This window comes from Pseudomonas sp. 203-8 (assembly GCF_020708595.1).
GTDB lineage: Bacteria > Pseudomonadota > Gammaproteobacteria > Pseudomonadales > Pseudomonadaceae > Pseudomonas > Pseudomonas aeruginosa.
The window spans coordinates 90,524-110,160 of the sequence record NZ_JAJFDF010000012.1; the positions used below are offsets into that span (position 1 = coordinate 90,524).

Sequence of the window (19,637 nt, forward strand, 5' to 3'; positions counted from 1 at the left end):
ACGACAGGAAGAGGATGTCGCTCAAGACCTGGGCGGGCTTCAGGAGTATCGGCGGATAACGCCCATGGCGTTATTCGCCCTACAGGCCGCAGCGGATGCAGGCGAGCCCCGGGTCCGCCTGAATCCTTGGCGGGACTGGCCACCGCGCCGGGGTTCAGCTCGCCGACTCCGCCTGCACGTCGCCGAACATCGCCTGCAGGCGGAGCAGGCAGGCATCGCACAGGGTGCGCAGTTCGTCGAGGCGGATGCCGGCGAGGATTTCCATGCCGCGCAGCGGATCGGCGCGGCGCAGGGCCTGCTCCAGCTCGCTGGCACGGCCGGCCAGGGCGCTGGCGCCAACGGTGGAAGCGCTGCCCTTGATGGTATGCAGGGTCGCGGCGCTGCCCTGGACATCGCCCTCGCCGAGCTGGCGTTCGAGCTGGGCGAAGAGGTCCTGCATGTCCGGAACGAAGCGCCGCAACACCTGGACGATCAGCTCCAGGCTGCCGCCAAAACGCCCGACGATATCGCCCCGCGCCTCGACCAGTTCGCCCACGTCCGCTGCCGTTGCCGGCGCGCCCCTGGCGCCGCTCCTGCCGAGATGACCGAGCAGGCAAAGCACCAGGCGCTCCTTGTCGATCGGCTTCGCCACATGGTCGTTCATGCCCGCCGCCAGGCAGGCTTCGCGGTCGGCCAGCGAGGCGTTGGCGGTCATGGCCAGGATCGGCAGCCCGGCGAAGCGCCCGTCGGCGCGGATTCTCCGGGTCGCCTCGAGACCATCGATATCCGGCATCTGCATGTCCATCAGCACCGCGTCGAACGGCACGCTCGCCTCCAGCACCTGCTGAACGCCCGCCAGCCCGCCGTCGGCGAGGGCCACCCGGGCGCCCTCGCTGCTCAACAGCTCGGCGGCGACCTGGCGGTTCAGCGCGTTGTCCTCCACTACCAGCAGACGCACGCCCCGCAACCGCTGGGTGCGCTCCACCGGGCGCGGCGGCGGGTTGGCCGGGGCGCCCTGTTCGCCGTGCAACGCATGCAGCACCGAGTCGGCCAGTTGCTTGGGCGTGACCGGCTTGGTGAGAAAATCGACGAAGGGCGGCGCGCTGTGGTCGCGCGCATCGGCCAGCACCTCGCGGCCATAGGCGGTGATCATGATCACCATGGGCGGCGGCAGGTCGCCCTGCAACTGGCGGATCAGTTGCGCCGCGCTGAGGCCGTCGAGATCGGGCATGCGCCAATCCATCAGCACCACGTCGTAGCGACGGCCCTCGGCCATCGCCGCCTGGACCCGCGCCACCGCCTCGCTGCCGCTGCCGACGCAGTCGGCGCGCCAGCCGAGGGCGCCGACCGTGCGTTCGAGCAGCTCGCCGGCCACCAGGTTGTCGTCCGCCACCAGCAGCCGCAGCGGTTCGCCGGCCCCGGGGCAGGCCGCACGCAGCGGTTGGTCGTGGGCGACGTCGAGGTCCAGGTCGAACCAGAACCGGCTACCGCTGCCCGGCGCGCTCTCGACCCGCAATTCACCGCCCATCAGGTCGACCAGGCGTTTGCATATGAACAGGCCGAGGCCGGTGCCGCCGAAGCGTCGCGAGGTGGACGCCTCGGCCTGGGTGAAACCTTCGAAGATGCGCTGCTGCTGTTCCGCGCTGATGCCGATGCCGGTGTCCGCCACCAGCACCCGCAGGCGCACCAGGTGGGCGTCGTGCGCCAGACGCCGCAAGCTCACCAGGACGTGCCCGCGGGCGGTGAACTTCAGTGCGTTGCCGGCCAGGTTGATGAGGATCTGCTGCAGGCGCAGGCGGTCGCCGACCACCGCGCTGGGCAGCTCGGGATCGATGTCGAAGATCACCTCGACGTCCTTGTCGCCCTGGTTGCCGGAGAGCACCACGGCCAGGTCCTGCATCAGCGGCTCCAGCTCGAAGGGGAGCATTTCCAGGACCAGTTTGCCGGCCTCGATCTTCGAGTAGTCGAGGATGTCGTTGAGCAGGCCGAGTAACGAGGTTGCCGCCGAGCTGGCCTTGTCCAGGTAGTCGCGCTGGCGTTCGTTGAGATCGGTCTGCCGGGCCAGTTGCAGCATGCCCAGCACGGCATTCATCGGCGTGCGGATCTCGTGGCTCATGTTCGCCAGGAACGACGACTTCGCCGCGCTGGCGGCGTCCGCCTGCTCCTTGGCCTCGCGCAGGCGCGCCTGCAGTTGCTGGTCGCTGGTGATATCGATATTGATCCCGGTGACCTGCAGCGGGTTGCCGTCGGCGTCGCGCTCGACCTGCGCGCCGGCCTGGATGAAGCGGATGCCGCCGTCGGGCAGCACCACGCGGAAGATCACATCGTAGTTGCCGCGCCCCTCCACCGCCGCGCGCAGGCTGGCCTCGGTGCGCTCGAGGTCTTCCGGATGCAGGCGGCTGCGCCAATGCTCGTAGACCAGGCCGCCGTCGCGCAACGCCAGCGGCTGGCCATACAGCTCGCACATGCGCTCGTTCCACTGCAGGCTGTCGTCGGCCAGGTTCCAGCGCCAGATGCCCAGGCGCGCCACGTCGGCGGCCATTTGCAACTGGTCGCGCGCCGCGGCCATCTCGCGCTCGGCGTTGCGCCATTCGGTGACATCGACGGCGATGCCCAGGTAGCCGTTGATCGCCCCAGCCTCGTCGCGCAGGACGGTAACCGAAAGCGTCACGCTGAGCGGCGAGCCGTCCTTGCGCAGATAGGTCCATTCGCGGGTCTCGGCGCCCTCCTGTTCGGCCCGCGCCACCAGCACGCGGAAACCCTCCTCGCCCAGCTCCTGGCCGCGGGCGAGCAACTCCCGCTCGCTGTGCAGCAGGGTCGGCGAGGCCTTGCCGACCACCTCGTCGGCGCGGTAGCCGAGCATCCGCTCGGCACCGAGATTGAAGCCGCTGATGATGCCGTCGCGGTCGAGGGTGATGATCGACACCTCGGACGCCGCCTGCAGCACGCTGCCGAGCAGTACGTTCAACCGACGCAGTTCGGCGGTACGCTCGGCGATCTGGTGCTCCAGGCCGGTATTGAGTTCGCGGATGCGGGCCTCAGCGGCCTTCTTCGCGGAGATGTCGCGTACGGTCTTCGAGGCGCCGACCACGCCGCCGTCCGGACCGAGGATCGGCGAGACGGTCACCGCCACGTCGAGCAGGTGGCCATCCTGGTGCCGGCGCACAGTATCGAAGCTGACCACCTGTTCTTTACGGGCGATGCGGGCGAGGATGTCGAGTTCCTCGTTCTCCTTGGATGGCGGCACCAGCAGGTCCACCACCCGCCGCCCAACCGCCTGCTCCTCGCGGTAGCCGAACAACGCCTCGGCCCCGCGATTCCAGTCGCTGATGACGCCGTCGAGGCCGACGCCGATGATGCCGTCCGCCGAATTGCCGACGATCGCCGCCAGTCGCGCCTGGGTCGCCGCCTCCCGACGCCGGCGCAGGCGGCCGAGGGCGCTGGCGTTGACCAGCGCCGCCAGCAACAGGCTGACCAGGCTGCCGGCCAGGAACAGGATGCGCGGCGAAGGCTGGTGCAGGCGCTGGACGAACAGCGGCAGTGCGCTGAACGCCATCTGCCAGTGCCGACCGTAGATCTCCCGCCGCAGCATGTGGCCGAACAGGCGTTGAGCCGGCGCCGCGGCGCCGTTGACGAAGAAGGGCACGGCAGCGCCGTCGCCGGTGACGTCGCTGAGTTCGAGGTGGATCGCCGCGTTGTCGATGGGCAACCCGGCCAGCACCTCGCCGGTCAGCAGCGGCGCATAGCTCCAGCCGAAGCCTTCGAGTTCGCGCTGGGGCCCCGGCGGTGGAGTGATGCCGCTGCGGTAGATCGGCATCAGGATGAGGAACGATTGCTGGCGCAAGCCGCTGGCCTGGACCAGGGTGATCGGCCCCGTCAGGCGCACCTGCCCGGTCTCCAGGGCGGCGCGGGCGGCCTCCCGGCGATTGGCTTCCGAGGCGATGTCCAGGCCCAACGCCTGGCCGTTGCGCGCCACCGGCTCGATGTACTGGATGACGTAGCGCTCGCCATCGTGCGGAGTCAGTTGCTGGATGCGGAACTCCGGCTGGCCGTCGGCCCGCGCCTGGCGCAGGAACCCGGCCTCGTCGGCGGCCGCCACCCGGCGTATGAAGCCGAAGCCGCGGGCGCCGGGAAACTCGCGGTCGATGTCGCGGGTCAGGCTGTAGCGGCGGAACAGTTCGCGGTCGATGTGCGCCTCGCCCGCCGTCAGCAAGGCACCGCGCACCCCGCGCAAGCCATACTGGTAGAGTTCCACGCGGCGGGTCACCGCCTCGGCCAGCAGTTCCGCCTCGCGTTCCAGCGCCATCCGCGCCTGTTGCTCGTTGACCAGCGCCAACCCCCAGGCGCCCAGCCCGGACAGCAGCAGTCCGAGCGCCAGTGTCGCGCCCGCCCAGCGGCTCAGCCTGAACTTGCTCTGTTGTACGTTCACCCGATATACCGTCCCTGCGCCGGCCCGGCGCGGGGCAATCCCGCACTCCCTGCGCCTTTTCGTCCCAGAAGACTAGATCAAGCGGGCGGATTCCTCCGCCGAATCATCCGACCCCAGGTATGACCGCTCACAACGACGTGCTTTTCAGCGCCTCCGCGTAGCGCAGTGCGGCGAACAGGGCGAGCAGCAGGCCGGCCAGCGCCAGCACGGCGCCGACGTTGCCGATCGAGGCCAGGCCCATGCGTTCGCTGACCACGCTGCCGAGCAGCGCGCCGGCGCCGATGCCGACGTTGTACAGGCCGGAGAACAGCGCCATGGCCACGTCGGTGGCGTCCGAGGCGAGGCGCAGGACGCGGGACTGCTGGGCCAGGCCGAAGCACATGATCGACATGCCCCAGAGCAGGCAGAGCGCCATCAGCCAGGTCGGCTGCGCGGACAGCGGCAACAGCAGCGCCAGGCTGCTGCCCAAGACGAGGATCGCGGCCAGCAGGAAGCCTCGCGGGAAAGCCTCGCTGTAGCGGCTGAAGAGGATCGAACCGAAGATCCCGGCGCCGCCGAACAACAGCAGCAGCAGGGTGGTCGCCTCGCCGCTCATCCGCGCCACCTGCTTGGCGAAGGGCTCGATGTAGCTGTAGGCGGTGAACTGGGCGCTGATCACCACCACGGTCAGCACGTACAGGCAGACCAGCGCCGGGCGTCGGAACAGCATCGGCAGGCTGCGCAGGGAACCGGAGTTCTGGCTTGGCAGCAGCGGCAGGGAGCGCGCCAGGTAGAGCAGGGTCAGCACCGAGAGTCCGGCGATGGCCATGAAGGTGGTACGCCAGCCCAGGGCCTCGCCGACCACCCGCCCCAGCGGGATGCCCAGGACCATCGCCAGGGTGGTGCCGGTGGCCAGCAGCCCTAGCGCCTTGGCCTGCTGTCCCGGCGGCGCCACGCGCACCGCCAGCGAAGCGGTGATAGCCCAGAACACCGCGTGGGCGAAGGCAATGCCGATCCGGCTGAGCATCAGCACCTGGAAGCTCCAGGCCAGCCCGGACAGCACGTGACTGGCGATGAACAGCAGGAATACCCCGACCAGCAGCTTGCGCCGCTCGATATTGCGGGTCAGCAGCATCATCGGCAACGAGGCCAGCGACACCACCCAGGCATAGATGGTCAACATCAGGCCGACCTGCGAGGTGGGCATCTCGAAGCTGTGGCCGATGTCGCTGAGCAGGCCGACCGGGACAAACTCCGTGGTGTTGAAGATGAAGGCGGCCAGGGCCAGGGCGATCACGCTCAGCCAGCTGCCGCTGCGGGTTTCGGAGGTGCTGTCCATGGGGCGTTCGGTTCCGGAGCAGGGGGCGGACGGGCAGGTCCCGCGACCCTCGCCACACACGACGGAAAACGCCCCGGACGCAAGGGTCCGGGGCGGCGATGTGCGTTGGATGGTCGTTATAGGTATTGGAGGGAACTGCCGAATCCCGCGATTCTACGCCGGGACGCCGTGCGCTGCACGCCCGCCCGGCGCTCCGGCGACCGTCCCGGAGCGATGGGACGGCTCCGGCAGCATCAGGCAGGCCATCGTCTCGCCCCAGGGCGCGAGGCCCTGTTCGACGAAGCCGGCGTCCCGATAAAGCTGGCGAGCCACGTCGTTGTCGACGGCGTAGGCGACCATCAGGCGATCGCTGCGCCGCCTCGTCCGGCGCACGCTGGCGATGATCCGTTGCAGGGCGGCGCGGCCATGCCCCTTGCCCTGGTAGCGGCGGTCGATCATCAGACGGTAGAGCCAGTAGTGGCCGTCGTCGGCGTCGGGGCCGTAGAGGGCGAAGCCGACCATGCGCCCGCCGTGGTGGATGCCGACCGCGCGGAACCCCGGCAGGAAGCGGCTCTGGGCCAGCGAATAGAGGTTGGAAGCGACGAAGTGCGCCTGGTGGCGGGCGACCTTCAGGTCAATGCAGGTTTCCCAATCGTCGCGGGTGATGGTTCTGAGTTCGATCATGGATGACAGGCTCTTGGAAAAAGGAGGAAAGAAAGTCGCTAGGTACGCTGCTGGACTGTTCATACGACATGCTTCGTTCCTCCCTTCGACTGGCCGAGCATCCGGCGGAAACGCAACGATATCAGGAGAAGAGTCGATTATCCCAGCCGATGCCGGATCTTTTCGTCCACGGCTAGTGGCAGGATTTCCCCGGTGCCAGGCCGGCGACAGATAAATTCGAGATTTTCCTTGTCAGATCAGTCAGGTTCTCGCTATTACATTTAACCAAGACCCTGGAGCCAAGCCCCAGCGCACGGTTGCCTCGTCGCCCCACTCCGACGGCTGATCGCCCTCTCCCCCGGCACGCAACCTGCCCGGCGCTCCCTTATCCGGATGCCGCGGCTCTTCTACGCCGCCGCATCCCCTGCATGGAATCGCACATGTCTCATCGCCCTGTGATCAACGCCTCGGTCAGTCCGAAAGGCACGCTGGAAACCCTCTCCCAACGCGAAGTGCAACAACTGAGCGAAACCGCCAACGGCAAGACCTACCAACTGTTCCGCCAGTGCGCCCTGGCGATCCTCAATACCGGCGCCCACAGCGACAACGCCAAGACCATCCTCGACGCCTACAAGGACTTCGAGGTGCGTATCCACCAGCAGGACCGCGGCGTGCGCCTGGAGCTGATCAACGCGCCGGCCGACGCCTTCGTCGATGGCGAGATGATCGCCAGCACCCGCGAGATGCTGTTCAGCGCCCTGCGCGACATCGTCTACACCCAGAGCGGGCTGGACAGCCAGCACGTCGACCTGGACAGCTCCCAAGGCCTCACCGACTACGTCTTCCAGCTGCTGCGCAACGCCCGTACGCTGCGCCCCGGCGTCGAGCCGAAGATCGTCGTCTGCTGGGGCGGTCATTCGATCAGCAGCGAGGAATACAAGTACACCAAGAAGGTCGGCCATGAGCTCGGCCTGCGCAGCCTGGACGTCTGCACCGGCTGCGGACCGGGGGTGATGAAGGGACCGATGAAGGGCGCCACCATCAGCCACGCCAAGCAGCGCATCGTCGGCGGTCGCTACCTGGGCCTGACCGAACCGGGAATCATCGCCGCCGAGGCGCCGAACCCGATCGTCAACGAACTGGTGATACTCCCGGACATCGAGAAGCGCCTGGAAGCCTTCGTCCGCGTCGGCCACGGGGTCATCATCTTCCCCGGCGGCGCCGGGACCGCGGAAGAGTTCCTCTACCTGCTGGGCATCCTCATGCACCCGGACAACCAGGACCTGCCCTTCCCGGTCATCCTCACCGGTCCCCGCAGCGCCGAAGCCTACCTGCAGCAGCTCCATGAATTCGTCGGGGCGACCCTCGGCCATGCGGCGCAGCGCCACTACCGGATCGTCATCGACGACCCGGCCGAGGTGGCCAAGCAGATGGCCCAGGGCCTGAAGGAAGTGAAGCAGTTCCGCCGCGAGCGCAACGACGCCTTCCACTTCAACTGGATGCTGAAGATCGATGAAAGCTTCCAGCGCCCGTTCGAGCCGACCCACGAGAACATGGCCAGCCTCCAGCTCAGCCGCAGCCTGCCGCCCCACGAACTGGCGGCCAACCTGCGCCGCGCGTTTTCCGGAATCGTCGCCGGCAACGTCAAGGACAACGGCATCCGCATGATCGAGCAATACGGGCCCTACGAGATCCACGGCGACCCGGCGGTGATGCTGCCGCTGGACCGCCTGCTGCAGGCCTTCGTCAAGCAGCACCGGATGAAGCTGCCCGGCGGCGCGGCCTACGTCCCCTGCTACCGGGTGGTGCAGACCGAGGCGGCCTGAGCGCGCCCGCTCCGGCATCCCTGCGCCGCGCGCGGGGATGCCCATTTATTCCGAGCCGGGCGTACGGCTTCCTGCTACTCTTTTCCGTTCATGCCTCGAATCGCTGGCCCTGACCTCATGTCCCCATCTCCATCGCCAGCCCTCGCCGCACTCCGCGACGCCACCCGTGACCTGCACGCAGAACTGGACCGCCGTTCGCCGTTGGGCGACGACGATCTCGACGACCGCGCCTACCTCGACCATGCCGGACGCATCCTTGGCTGGCTCGAACCCCTGGAGCGCGCGCTGCGCGACAACCGCAGCGGCTGGCCGGCGGCGCTGCGGGCCGAAGCGCGGCTGGTCAAGAGCGCCTGGCTGGAAAGCGACCTGCTGGCCGGCGGCATGAGCCGCGCGCAGGTGGAGGCGCTACCGCGCTGCGCCGACCTGCCGAATGCGACACGGGCCGCGGAGGTCTTCGGGGTGGCCTACGTGATGGAAGGCGCGACGCTGGGCGGCGCGTATCTCTACAAACGACTAGCTCCACGCCTGCCCGGTCTGCCGCTACAGTGGTTGCAGGGCTACGGCCAGGCAACCGGGGTGCGCTGGCAGGAGTTTCTCGAACAGCTCGCCCGGCAGATCGACAGCCCCGAAGCCATCGGCCTTGCGCAGGATGCGGCACAGGCTACATTCCTTTCGTTTCGTCGATGGGTTCTCGACGAAGCCTGACTGCCTGGAGACCAGGCTGGACGATAGATGACGAGCATCACCCCGGTTACCCTGGCGAACTGCGAGGACGAACCCATCCACGTGCCTGGCGCGATCCAGCCGCACGGGGCGCTGATCGCCCTGCGCGCGGACGGCATGGTCCTCGCGGCAAGCGAGAACATCCAGGCGCTACTGGGTTTCGTCGCCTCGCCGGGTTCCTACCTGACGCAGGAGCAGGTGGGGCCGGAGGTCCTGCGCATGCTCGAAGAGGGACTGACCGGCAACGGCCCATGGTCGAACAGCGTCGAGACGCGGATCGGCGAACACCTGTTCGACGTGATCGGCCACAGCTACAAGGAAGTGTTCTACCTGGAGTTCGAGATCCGCACCGCGGACACGCTGTCGATCACCTCCTTCACCCTCAACGCCCAGCGCATCATCGCCCAGGTCCAGTTGCACAACGACACCGCCAGCCTGCTCAGCAACGTCACCGACGAACTGCGCCGGATGACCGGCTACGACCGGGTGATGGCCTACCGTTTCCGCCATGACGACTCCGGCGAGGTGGTCGCCGAGAGCCGTCGCGAAGACCTCGAAAGCTACCTGGGGCAACGCTACCCGGCCTCGGACATCCCGGCCCAGGCGCGTCGCCTGTACATCCAGAACCCGATCAGGCTGATCGCCGACGTGGCCTATACGCCGATGCGCGTGTTTCCCGCGCTGAACCCGGAGACCAACGAATCGTTCGATCTCAGCTACAGCGTGCTGCGCAGCGTTTCGCCGATCCACTGCGAATACCTGACCAACATGGGCGTGCGCGCCTCGATGAGCATCTCCATCGTGGTCGGCGGCAAGCTCTGGGGACTGTTCTCCTGCCATCACATGTCGCCCAAGCTGATTCCCTACCCGGTGCGCATGTCGTTCCAGATCTTCTCCCAGGTCTGCAGCGCCATCGTCGAGCGCCTGGAGCAGGGGCGTATCGCCGAACTGCTGCGCGTGTCCACCGAGCGCAGGCTGGCCCTGGCTCGCCGCGCGCGGGACGCAGACGACCTGTTCGGCGCACTGGCCCACCCGGACGATGGCATCGCCGCACTGATTCCCTGCGACGGCGCCCTGGTCATGCTCGGCGGCCGCACCCTGAGCATCCGCGGCGACTTCGAGCGCCAGGCCGGGAATGTCCTGCAACGCCTGCAGCGCGACCCGGAACGGGACATCTACCACACCGACAACTGGCCGCAGCCCAGCGTGGACTCTCCGGACGGCGGCGACTGCTGCGGTGTGCTGGCGATCCGTTTCCACCGCCAGGAATCGGGCTGGATCTTCTGGTTCCGCCACGAGGAAGTGCACCGCATCCGCTGGGGCGGCAAGCCGGAAAAGCTGTTGACCATCGGCCCGTCCGGTCCGCGGCTGACCCCGCGCGGCTCGTTCGAGGCCTGGGAGGAGGTGGTCCGCGGCCACTCCACGCCCTGGAGCGAAACCGACCTGGCGATCGCCGAAAAGCTGCGCCTGGACCTGATGGAACTGTGTCTCAACCATGCGGCCGAGGTCGACCGCATGCGCCAGCGCCTGATCGCGGTGCTCGGCCACGACCTGCGCAACCCGTTGCAGTCGATCTCCATGGCGGCGGCCCTGCTGTCGTCCAGCGACACCCGCACCACCGAACTGCGCCAACACATTTCCGCGTCCAGCAGCCGCATGGAACGGCTGGTCAGCCAGATCCTCGACATGAGCCGCCTGCAATCGGGCATCGGCCTCACCGTGAACCCGGTCGACACCGACGTCTCGCAACTGGTGCGGCAGATCGTCTGCGAAACCGACGTCGCCTATCCCGGCCTGGTGATCGAGATCGCCATCGACCCGCAGGTTCGTGCCGTGGTCGACCCGGACCGCTACGCCCAGGTCGCCGCCAACCTGCTGAGCAACGCCCGTCATCACGGCCTGCCCGGCCGGCCGGTGCTGGTCACCCTGACCCGCCAGGGCGACGAGGTGTGCCTGAGCGTGCTCAACGAAACCAGCGGCCTCTCCGAAGCGCAACTGGCCAACCTGTTCGAACCGTTCAAGCGCGAGTCGGCGGACAACCAGCGCAACCGCAACGGCCTCGGTATCGGCCTGTACATCTCCCAGGCCATCGCCCAGGCCCACCAGGGGCGTATCGACGTGGACTGCCGCGACGACGTCATCACCTTCTGCCTGCGCCTGCCGGTGCGCCAGGCGGAGACCGGCTCCTCGTCCTGACGACGAGGACCGTGCACAATGCAACGCTTGCAGGTATCTTCGGCAGCCATCGCCGTCTGACAGGATCGCCCCGTTCCATGCCCCGCCTCCGCCTCCGGACCGTCCTCGCCTGCCTCGCCGTGTTCTGCGCGACTCCCGCACTGGCCAGGGTCGAAGTGCATTCGCTGCAACACAAGAGCATGGGGCGGGTGCTGACGGTCCGCGTCTCGGAGGAGATCGCGCCGGGCGACTACGAAACGCTGCTCAAGGGTTTGCGCAACAATCCGGGAACCTACTCGCGCAAGCTGCTCCTGCTGAACAGCATCGGCGGCAGCGTGCCGGAGGCGATCCGCATGGGCCGCCTGCTGCGCGAATCCGGCTTCGACGCGCTGGTGCCGTCGAGCAGCGTCTGCCAGGGCACCTGCGTCTACCTGCTGGCAGCCGGCAAGCGCAAGACCGTACGCGGCTACGTCGGCCTGCACCGCCCCTACTACGCCCACGGCGACTCGCTGCACTCGCGCTCGGCCAACGGCATGCGCTACGACTCCGCCGCCTACTTCCGCGAAATGGATATCCCCAGCACCTTGGTACAGGCCATGCAAAGCACCGATCCCAAACGGATGCGCGTGCTTTCGGCGAAGGAACTGGCGCAGTACCGGCTGAACTGAGCCGGCGTCTCTACGGAGCAGTCAAGAAAAGACGCGATGGCGGGTGCCGTCGTACCCCGTTTCCGTGCAAAGACAGGCCGAATCCGCACCGGATCCGAACCGGCCCTACTCTAGAAGAACTCGTCCAATAGCCTGAAGTACGCCAGCCGTTCGCCATCGATATCGCCGCCGTATTCGACGAGGAAGGCCTCGGCCCAGGCCGCGCCGAGTTCGGCCTCGATGTCCCGCGCGGCCAGGGCCAGGTCCTGGTGCCGGTCGGCGACGCCGAGCCTCCCGCAATCGATGAAGCCGCTGAAGCGCCGCCCCTCCGCCAAGAGGTTGGGCAGGCAGGCGTCGCCGTGGGCGACCACCAGGTCTTCGACCGCCGGACGCCGGTCGAGGAGCAGGCGGTACAGCTCCGTGGCGCTGCGACCGCGATGGTCGTCATCGAAGTCCGCCTCGTCCACCAGCCCGGCCTCGACCCGCTGGCGCACGGTGTCCAGGCGCCGTTCCAGGCGATGGTCGAAGGGACAGGCGGCCGGATCGAGATCGTGCAGCCGGCGCAGGGCGGCGGCCACCAGGCGCACCAGGCGCTCGGGCTCCAGCTCGCCGCGCTGCGCCAGCGCGGACAGCGTGTCCCCCGGCACGGCGCTCATCAGCAGCCATTGCCGGCCGTCGCTCTGGGTTTCGTTCAGCACCTGCGGGCAATCGATGCCGGCACCGTGCAGCCAGCGCAGGCGGGCGATTTCGGCGGGCAGCTCGGCATGTGCGGACAGCACTTCCTGCTTGACGAACAGGGTCGGCCGCCGCGCAGCCTCCAGGCGGTGGACCGTGGCCGCGGAACATCCTTCGCCCTGCCCTCGCCAGCGGTAGCCGGCAAGGTAGTCGGCCCAGGTAGCGGGAGCCTGCGGCGGCATGGAGGTGGCTGCATCATGCATGGAGAAACGCTTCCTGTTCGAGTGGGAGCGCGAGTATACCCGCCCACCCGCTCAGCGACGGGACTCCCCGTCGGCCTGTCGCTGGCGGTAAGCGCTGGGGGTGAGCCCCGCGTAACGCACGAAGAAACGACTGAAGTAGGCCGGGTCCTTGAAGCCGAGCTGGTAGCAGATCTCGTTCACCGAGCCGCCGGTGAACAGCAGCAGGCGCTTGGACTCCTGCATAAGCCGTTCGTACACCAGGCGCTTCGACGGCAGGTCGGCGATGCGCCGGCAGACGTCGTTGAGGCGCGCCTCGGTGACGCCGATCCGGCTGGCGTAGAGCGACAGCGGCCAGTGCTCGGCATAGCGCTCCTCGATCAGCGCGTTGAAGCGCTGGAAGATCTGCAGGTCTTCGTGGCGCATCGGCCGCGCAGCCACCGAATTGGCCGAGAGACGCAGCAGGCTGATCATGACCAGGCGGGTCAGCGCCAGCAGCGCCTGCTGGCGGCCGGAGCGGCTGGCCATCGACTCGCTGCGCAACTGCTCGAAGAGCAGCGCCAGGCGCGCCGCCTCCTCGGCCGCGCCGCCCTCCAGGTTGCCCAGCGCCACGCAGGCCGGCGCCACCTGCGGGCCGGGCGCCAGGCCCGGCTCTGCCTCGGTGAGGCTCCACACCAGTTGCTGGCGCACGGTCAGCACATGGCCATCGGCGTCCGCCTCGGTGACGAAGGCGTGCGGCACGGTCGGCGGGGTGAGGAAGAACATCGGCCCCGACTCCAGGTACTGGCGCTCGTCGAGATAGACCCGCACCGCGCCGTTCTTCACGTAGTGCACCTGGAAGAAGCGGTCGTGCCGGTGCGCCGGCATGTTGCGACCGAAGAATCCGGCCAGGTTGCCCAGCGCATCGTAGTGCACCTCGGCGTCGGCATAGCGCTGGTCGTAGACCTGCCCGATGTTGATGTTGGGGATCGGCTGGCGCTCTGGCATGGCGATCTTCTCTTTGTTGTTCTTCCCGGCTGCGCACGCAAGCCGTCGCGGGCATCCGTATACCGCAGACGGCGCCTCTTGCCACCTCCCCGGGACGAATGGCGCAGCAACCGGGGTTGACGATCATTAACATGTTAAATATAACGTTAACACATTAACGAGTTTTCGCCAGGACGGCCCCCTCGCCGTTCGCTTATCGCGCCAGGAGACACCACCACAATGAGCCGCGCACTGAATGACGTCGCCGCCGGCACCCTGTTCGGCGTCGCGCTGAACTACAAGGGCCTGCTCGACAGCCGCCTGCCGGAGTTCCAGCAGCCGCCCTACCAGAAGCCGCCAGTGAAGCCGGTGTTGTTCATCAAGACACCGAATACCCGCAACGAGCACGACGCCCCGGTGCTCTTCCCGCGCGGCGTCGAGCGCCTGCAACCGGGCCCGGCGCTGGGCGTGGTGATCGCTCGCGACGCCAGCCGGGTGAAGGAGGAAGAGGCCATGGCGCATGTCGCCGGCTACGTGATCGTCAACGAGTTCAGCCTGCCGGAAGACAGCTACTACCGCCCGGCGGTGAAAGCCAAGTGCCGCGACGGCTTCTGCCCGTTCGGTCCGCAACTGGTGCCGACGCAGGAGATCGCCGATCCCCATGCGCTGGAGCTGAAGCTGTACGTCAACGGCGAACTGCGCCAGCGCAACAACACCGCCAACCTGGTGCGCGACATCCCGCGGCTGATCGCCGAGATCAGCGAGTTCATGACCCTGCACGCCGGCGACGTGCTGATCACCGGCACCCCCGAAGGGCGCGTCGACGTGCATCCCGGCGACCGCGTCGAGGTCGAGATCGACGGCCTCGGCCGCCTCGCCAACAGCATCGTCGCGGAATGAGGAACCGACCATGAAACACGCACGCATCCGCTACCAGGGCCGGGTTCACCAGGTCACCGTGGAAGACGCCAACGCCGTCCGCCTGGCCGACGGCACCCTGCTCGCCGAGGACCGGGTGGAGTGGCTGCCGCCGGCCACCGGGAGCATGTTCGCCCTCGGCCTGAACTACGCCGACCATGCCGCCGAACTGTCGTTCAAGGCGCCCAGCGAACCGCTGGCGTTCATCAAGTCGCCGGGCACCTACACCGGCCACCGCCAGGTCAGCTGGCGTCCGGACAACGTCGACTACATGCACTACGAGTGCGAACTGGTGGCGGTGATCGGCAAGCCGGCGCGCAACGTCCGCCGCGAGGACGCCCTCGGCTACCTGGCCGGCTACACGGTGTGCAACGACTACGCGATCCGCGACTACCTGGAGAACTACTACCGGCCCAACCTGCGGGTGAAGAACCGCGACGCCACCACCCCGGTGGGGCCGTGGATCGTCGACGCGGCCGAGGTTCCCGAGCCGAACCGGCTGGTCCTGCGCACCTGGGTCAACGGCGAGCTGCGCCAGGAAGGCAGCACCGCGGACATGATCTTCGACATTCCCTACCTGATCGAATACTTCTCCAGCTTCATGACCCTGCAGCCGGGCGACATGATCGCCACCGGCACACCGGAAGGCCTGTCCGACGTGGTCCCCGGCGACGAAGTGGTGGTGGAGGTGGAAGGCGTCGGTCGCCTGGTCAACCGAATCGTCAGCGAGGCCGAATTCTTCCGCGCCCGCGCACAGGAGCACGCAGAATGATCAAACACTGGATCAATGGCCGCGAGGTCGAAAGCAAGGACGTCTTCGAGAACTACAACCCGGCCACCGGCGAGCTGATCGGCGAGGTTGCCAGCGGCGGCGCGGCGGAAATCGACGCGGCGGTGGCGGCGGCCCGGGAAGCCTTCCCGAAATGGGCCAATACCCCGGCCAAGGAGCGCGCGCGCCTGATGCGCCGGCTCGGCGAGCTGATCGACCGGAACGTGCCGCACCTGGCGGAACTTGAGACCCTCGACACCGGCCTGCCGATCCACCAGACGAAGAACGTACTGATCCCGCGCGCCTCGCACAACTTCGAGTTCTTCGCCGAAGTCTGCACGCGGATGAACGGGCACAGCTATCCGGTCGACGACCAGATGCTCAACTACACCCTGTACCAGCCGGTGGGCGTCTGCGGCCTGGTCTCGCCGTGGAACGTACCGTTCATGACCGCCACCTGGAAGACCGCGCCGTGCCTGGCGCTGGGCAACACGGCGGTGCTGAAGATGTCCGAGCTGTCGCCGCTGACCGCCAACGAGCTGGGCCGCCTGGTGCACGAGGCGGGCATTCCGCCGGGGGTGTTCAACGTGGTCCAGGGCTACGGCGCCAGCGCCGGCGACGCGCTGGTTCGCCACCGCGACGTGCGCGCGGTGTCCTTCACCGGCGGCACCGCCACCGGGCGACGGATCATGGAGGCGGCCGGGATCAAGAAATACTCGATGGAACTGGGCGGCAAGTCGCCGGTGCTGGTCTTCGAAGACGCCGACCTCGAGCGGGCGCTGGACGCCGCTCTGTTCACCATCTTCTCGCTGAACGGCGAGCGCTGCACCGCCGGCAGTCGCATCTTCGTCCAGGAAAGCGTCTACCCGCAGTTCGTCGCCGAGTTCGCCGCGCGCGCCAGGCGCCTGATCGTCGGCGATCCGCAGGACCCGAAGACCCAGGTCGGCTCGATGATCACCCAGGCCCACTACGACAAGGTCACCGGCTACATCCGCATCGGCCTCGAGGAAGGCGCCACCCTGGTGGCCGGCGGCCTGGAGCGTCCGGCCGGCCTGCCGGCGCACCTGAGCAAGGGGCAGTTCATCCAGCCCACGGTGTTCGCCGACGTGGACAACCGCATGCGCATCGCCCAGGAGGAGATCTTCGGCCCGGTGGTCTGCCTGATCCCGTTCAAGGACGAAGCCGAGGCGCTGCGCCTGGCCAACGACGTGGAATACGGCCTGGCCTCCTACATCTGGACCCAGGACATCGGCAAGGCCCATCGCCTGGCACGCGGCATCGAGGCCGGGATGGTCTTCATCAACAGCCAGAACGTGCGTGACCTGCGCCAGCCGTTCGGCGGGGTGAAGGCCTCGGGCACCGGACGCGAAGGCGGGGAATACAGCTTCGAGGTATTCGCCGAGATCAAGAACGTGTGTATATCCATGGGCAGCCATCACATCCCCCGCTGGGGCGTGTAGGGCGCGCTCGTGCAGAGCGGCCGCCCGAGGCCGCCAGCAGCGCCGGCGTGCAGACACAATCAGAAGAATCCGGGCCAGCCGCCAACGGCCGCGCCCGCTGCCAGGCCCAACGGGCCACCAGGAGAATCGTCATGGGCAAAGTCGCTCTGGCTGCCAAGATCACCCACGTACCCTCGCTGTACCTGTCCGAGCTGCCCGGCCCGCGCCACGGCTGCCGCCAGCCGGCGATCGACGGGCACCGCGAGATCGGCCGGCGCTGCCGCGAACTGGGGGTCGACACCATCGTGGTGTTCGACACCCACTGGCTGGTCAACGCCGGCTACCACATCAACTGCGCGCCGCACTTCGAGGGGCTCTACACCAGCAACGAGTTGCCGCACTTCATCGCCAACATGGAGTACGGCTTCCCCGGCAACCCGGAGCTGGGCCGCATCCTCGCCGAGGGCTGCAACGCGCTCGGCGTGGAGACCCTGGCCCACGACGCCACCACCCTCGGCCCGGAGTACGGCACCCTGGTACCGATGCGCTACATGAACCAGGACCGCCACTTCAAGGTGGTCTCGGTCTCCGCCCTGTGCACCGTGCATTACCTGAACGACAGCGCGCGCCTGGGCTGGGCCATGCGCAAGGCGGTGGAAGAGCACTACGACGGCACGGTGGCGTTCCTCGCCAGCGGCTCGCTGTCCCACCGCTTCGCCCAGAACGGCCAGGCGCCGGACTTCTCCGACCGCATCTGGAGCCCGTTCCTCGAGGTTCTCGATCATGAAGTCGTGCAGATGTGGCAGGAGGGCCGCTGGGCCGAGTTCTGCGGGATGCTCCCCGAGTACGCCTCCAAGGGCCATGGCGAAGGCTTCATGCACGACACCGCGATGCTCCTCGGCGCCCTCGGCTGGTCGGCCTACGACGGCAAGGCGGAGGTCGTGACGCCCTACTTCGGCTCCTCCGGCACCGGGCAGATCAACGCGGTATTCCCGGTCACCGCCCAGGACGGCTCGGCGATCCCCGCCGCCCAGGCCGGCAACCCGGCCGGCGCCAGTTGCGCCAGCCGCCTCTGAGGACGCCACCATGCCGCACTTCATCGCCGAATACACCGACAACATCGAAGCCGAAGCCGACCTGCCCGGCCTGTTCGAGAAGGTCCACGCCTGCCTCGGCGCCAGCGGCGTTTTCCCGCTCGGCGGCATCCGCAGCCGCGGCGTGCGCCTGGACACCTGGCGCATGGCCGACGGCAGGCACGACTACGCCTTCGTCCACATGACCCTGAAAGTCGGCGCCGGTCGCGACCTGGAGACTCGCCGGCAAGTCGCCGAGGCACTTTTCGAGGTGATCACCGCGCACTTCGCCGAGCTCCAGGCGCGACGCCTGCTGGCGCTGTCCTTCGAACTCACCGAACTGGACGCGGAGCTGAACTACAAGCGCAACAACGTGCATGAATTCCTGAACAACCCGGCGGACTGACCAGCCCGCCATAACGCTGCACTCACCCAGCTCGCCTCCCGGCCACCGACAGGTCGCCGGGACGTCCGGGCGCTCACAAAAAGTACAAGATCATGAGCACAGCCAGCACCCTGAACAGCACCACCCTGCCTCTCAGCGACAGCACCCACGACCGCGTCACCTGGCGGCTGATGCCGCTGCTGCTGGTGTGCTACGTCTTCGCCCATCTGGACCGCATCAACATCGGTTTCGCCAAGTTGCAGATGAGCGCCGACCTGCACTTCAGCGACACCGTCTACGGTCTCGGCGCCGGGCTATTCTTCATCGCCTATGCGCTGTTCGGCCTGCCCAGCAACCTGATGCTGGAACGGATCGGCCCGCGCCGCTGGATCGCCTGCCTGATGCTGGTCTGGGGCTGTCTCTCCACCGCCATGCTGCTGGTGGAGACCGCACGCGGCTTCTACCTGCTGCGCTTTCTCCTGGGGGTCGCCGAGGCCGGCTTCTTCCCCGGAATCCTGGTCTACCTGAACCGTTGGTTCCCGGCGCGCCGACGCGGGCAGATCACCGCTCTGTTCGCCATCGCCGTGCCCATGGCCGGGGTGATCGGCGGACCGCTTTCGGGCTGGATCCTAGAAGGCTTCCATGACGCCCTCGGACTGCGCGGCTGGCAGTGGATGTTCCTGATCGAAGGCCTGCCGGTTGTGTTGCTCGGCGTGGTGGTCTGGTGCTCGCTGCCGGAAAGCTTCGAACGGGTGGCGTGGCTCAGCGACGAGCAGAAGCACCTGCTGCGCGAGGAACTGGCCGGCGAGGAGCAGCGCAAGACCATCACCTCCTTCTCCGGCATCTTCAGCAATCCGCAGGTGTGGCTGCTGGTGGCGATCTATTTCGCGGTGATGCTGGCGGTGAACACCATCGCGTTCTGGATGCCGAGCCTGATCCACGGCGCCGGCATCGCCCAGGACAGCCGCATCGGCATGCTCAGCGCGGTGCCCTATCTCGCCGGCTGCGCCTTCATGATCTTCATCGGCCGTTCCTCCGACCGCCTGCGCGAGCGCCGCTGGCACCTGGGCATTCCGTTGCTGATGGCCGCCGCCGGGCTCAGCCTGGCGGCCCTGGCACCGACCAGCGCCTGGCTGGTGATGGGCGGCCTGGTGATCGCCGGGATGGGCGCCAGCGCCGCCCTGCCGATGTTCTGGCAACTGCCGCCGGCCTTCCTTTCCAGCGCCACCCTGGCCGCCGGAATCGCCCTGATCAGTTCCTTCGGCAGCATCGCCGCCTTCCTCGCGCCCTACCTGATCGGCTGGATGCGCGACACCACCCAGAGCGCCAGCCTGGCCCTGTACCTGCTGGCCATCCTCATCGCCCTCGGCGCCGGCCTGGTCCTGCGGACCCCCGCCGCCGTGGTCAACCCACGCTGAACCGAGAGACCCCGAC

15 protein-coding genes are annotated in these 19,637 nt (G+C 67.9%); 10 read left to right on the plus strand and 5 right to left on the minus strand.

The genetic code is table 11. The features are described 5' to 3' along the window. Positions 1–154 precede the first annotated feature (154 nt). The 3 genes from LJF27_RS26040 to LJF27_RS26050 form a co-directional block, all read right to left on the minus strand. Positions 155–4,408 carry a PAS domain-containing hybrid sensor histidine kinase/response regulator gene (locus LJF27_RS26040; protein ID WP_023117175.1) on the minus strand — a complete coding sequence of 1,418 codons (4,254 nt, stop codon included), beginning with the start codon at positions 4,406–4,408 and terminating at the stop codon, positions 155–157. 127 nt (positions 4,409–4,535) lie between these two features. After that, positions 4,536–5,726, minus strand: coding sequence for a sugar transporter (locus LJF27_RS26045; protein WP_004345966.1), 1,191 nt, complete (start codon positions 5,724–5,726; stop codon positions 4,536–4,538). Between the two features lie 153 nt (positions 5,727–5,879). Then, positions 5,880–6,389: a GNAT family N-acetyltransferase gene (locus tag LJF27_RS26050; RefSeq protein ID WP_003118200.1), complete on the minus strand. Its 510-nt coding sequence runs from the start codon at positions 6,387–6,389 to the stop codon at positions 5,880–5,882. A gap of 419 nt (positions 6,390–6,808) precedes the next feature. Here LJF27_RS26050 and ppnN point away from each other — a divergent pair, with 419 nt between their 5' ends. From ppnN to LJF27_RS26070, 4 genes are all read left to right on the plus strand, one after another. Continuing rightward, on the plus strand, positions 6,809–8,194 hold the full coding sequence (ppnN, locus tag LJF27_RS26055) for a nucleotide 5'-monophosphate nucleosidase PpnN (protein ID WP_003121931.1): 1,386 nt from the start codon (positions 6,809–6,811) through the stop codon (positions 8,192–8,194). Between the two features lie 117 nt (positions 8,195–8,311). Further along, a complete protein-coding gene (locus LJF27_RS26060; RefSeq protein WP_003121930.1) occupies positions 8,312–8,899 on the plus strand; it encodes a biliverdin-producing heme oxygenase in 588 nt (195 codons plus the stop codon). Between the two features lie 27 nt (positions 8,900–8,926). Beyond that, positions 8,927–11,113: a bacteriophytochrome BphP gene (bphP, locus tag LJF27_RS26065; RefSeq protein WP_003121929.1), complete on the plus strand. Its 2,187-nt coding sequence runs from the start codon at positions 8,927–8,929 to the stop codon at positions 11,111–11,113. A gap of 77 nt (positions 11,114–11,190) precedes the next feature. Further along, the gene (locus LJF27_RS26070; RefSeq protein WP_003093439.1) at positions 11,191–11,760 is read left to right on the plus strand and encodes a hypothetical protein; all 570 of its coding nucleotides are present in this window, start codon (positions 11,191–11,193) and stop codon (positions 11,758–11,760) included. Positions 11,761–11,870: 110 nt separating this feature from the next. On the opposite strand, the gene LJF27_RS26075 is transcribed toward LJF27_RS26070, so the two are convergent. Both LJF27_RS26075 and hpaA read right to left on the minus strand, forming a co-directional pair. Next, positions 11,871–12,677 carry an APH(3')-II family aminoglycoside O-phosphotransferase gene (locus tag LJF27_RS26075; RefSeq protein WP_003121928.1) on the minus strand — a complete coding sequence of 269 codons (807 nt, stop codon included), beginning with the start codon at positions 12,675–12,677 and terminating at the stop codon, positions 11,871–11,873. 51 nt (positions 12,678–12,728) lie between these two features. After that, positions 12,729–13,640 carry a 4-hydroxyphenylacetate catabolism regulatory protein HpaA gene (hpaA, locus tag LJF27_RS26080; RefSeq protein ID WP_003113010.1) on the minus strand — a complete coding sequence of 304 codons (912 nt, stop codon included), beginning with the start codon at positions 13,638–13,640 and terminating at the stop codon, positions 12,729–12,731. Between the two features lie 219 nt (positions 13,641–13,859). Between hpaA and LJF27_RS26085 the strand changes: the two genes are divergently transcribed. The 6 genes from LJF27_RS26085 to LJF27_RS26110 all read left to right on the plus strand — a co-directional run bounded on the left by LJF27_RS26085 (position 13,860) and on the right by LJF27_RS26110 (position 19,621). Further along, positions 13,860–14,519 (plus strand): fumarylacetoacetate hydrolase family protein, encoded by a 660-nt coding sequence (locus tag LJF27_RS26085; protein ID WP_003110133.1) that lies wholly within the window; start codon positions 13,860–13,862, stop codon positions 14,517–14,519. 10 nt (positions 14,520–14,529) lie between these two features. Continuing rightward, positions 14,530–15,309, plus strand: a complete 780-nt coding sequence (locus LJF27_RS26090) for a fumarylacetoacetate hydrolase family protein (RefSeq protein ID WP_003101268.1) — start codon at positions 14,530–14,532, stop codon at positions 15,307–15,309. Beyond that, positions 15,306–16,766, plus strand: coding sequence for a 5-carboxymethyl-2-hydroxymuconate semialdehyde dehydrogenase (gene hpaE / locus LJF27_RS26095; protein WP_003110130.1), 1,461 nt, complete (start codon positions 15,306–15,308; stop codon positions 16,764–16,766). Before LJF27_RS26090 ends, hpaE begins: the two co-directional genes overlap by 4 nt. A gap of 131 nt (positions 16,767–16,897) precedes the next feature. Beyond that, the gene (gene hpaD / locus LJF27_RS26100; protein WP_003093449.1) at positions 16,898–17,821 is read left to right on the plus strand and encodes a 3,4-dihydroxyphenylacetate 2,3-dioxygenase; all 924 of its coding nucleotides are present in this window, start codon (positions 16,898–16,900) and stop codon (positions 17,819–17,821) included. 10 nt (positions 17,822–17,831) lie between these two features. Then, positions 17,832–18,224, plus strand: coding sequence for a 5-carboxymethyl-2-hydroxymuconate Delta-isomerase (locus LJF27_RS26105; protein WP_003101265.1), 393 nt, complete (start codon positions 17,832–17,834; stop codon positions 18,222–18,224). 92 nt (positions 18,225–18,316) lie between these two features. Continuing rightward, positions 18,317–19,621 (plus strand): MFS transporter, encoded by a 1,305-nt coding sequence (locus LJF27_RS26110; protein ID WP_003159297.1) that lies wholly within the window; start codon positions 18,317–18,319, stop codon positions 19,619–19,621. The last annotated feature ends 16 nt before the right edge of the window (positions 19,622–19,637 follow it).

What these genes read in the sequence shown, in the direction of transcription:
- LJF27_RS26045 (WP_004345966.1), bottom strand. Translation starts at nt 5,726, where the DNA reads ATGGACAGCACCTCCGAAACCCGCAGCGGCAGCTGGCTGAGCGTGATC.
- LJF27_RS26050 (WP_003118200.1), bottom strand. Translation starts at nt 6,389, where the DNA reads ATGATCGAACTCAGAACCATCACCCGCGACGATTGGGAAACCTGCATT.
- ppnN (WP_003121931.1), top strand. Translation starts at nt 6,809, where the DNA reads ATGTCTCATCGCCCTGTGATCAACGCCTCGGTCAGTCCGAAAGGCACG.
- LJF27_RS26060 (WP_003121930.1), top strand. Translation starts at nt 8,312, where the DNA reads ATGTCCCCATCTCCATCGCCAGCCCTCGCCGCACTCCGCGACGCCACC.
- bphP (WP_003121929.1), top strand. Translation starts at nt 8,927, where the DNA reads ATGACGAGCATCACCCCGGTTACCCTGGCGAACTGCGAGGACGAACCC.
- LJF27_RS26070 (WP_003093439.1), top strand. Translation starts at nt 11,191, where the DNA reads ATGCCCCGCCTCCGCCTCCGGACCGTCCTCGCCTGCCTCGCCGTGTTC.
- LJF27_RS26075 (WP_003121928.1), bottom strand. Translation starts at nt 12,677, where the DNA reads ATGCATGATGCAGCCACCTCCATGCCGCCGCAGGCTCCCGCTACCTGG.
- hpaA (WP_003113010.1), bottom strand. Translation starts at nt 13,640, where the DNA reads ATGCCAGAGCGCCAGCCGATCCCCAACATCAACATCGGGCAGGTCTAC.
- LJF27_RS26085 (WP_003110133.1), top strand. Translation starts at nt 13,860, where the DNA reads ATGAGCCGCGCACTGAATGACGTCGCCGCCGGCACCCTGTTCGGCGTC.
- LJF27_RS26090 (WP_003101268.1), top strand. Translation starts at nt 14,530, where the DNA reads ATGAAACACGCACGCATCCGCTACCAGGGCCGGGTTCACCAGGTCACC.
- hpaE (WP_003110130.1), top strand. Translation starts at nt 15,306, where the DNA reads ATGATCAAACACTGGATCAATGGCCGCGAGGTCGAAAGCAAGGACGTC.
- hpaD (WP_003093449.1), top strand. Translation starts at nt 16,898, where the DNA reads ATGGGCAAAGTCGCTCTGGCTGCCAAGATCACCCACGTACCCTCGCTG.
- LJF27_RS26105 (WP_003101265.1), top strand. Translation starts at nt 17,832, where the DNA reads ATGCCGCACTTCATCGCCGAATACACCGACAACATCGAAGCCGAAGCC.
- LJF27_RS26110 (WP_003159297.1), top strand. Translation starts at nt 18,317, where the DNA reads ATGAGCACAGCCAGCACCCTGAACAGCACCACCCTGCCTCTCAGCGAC.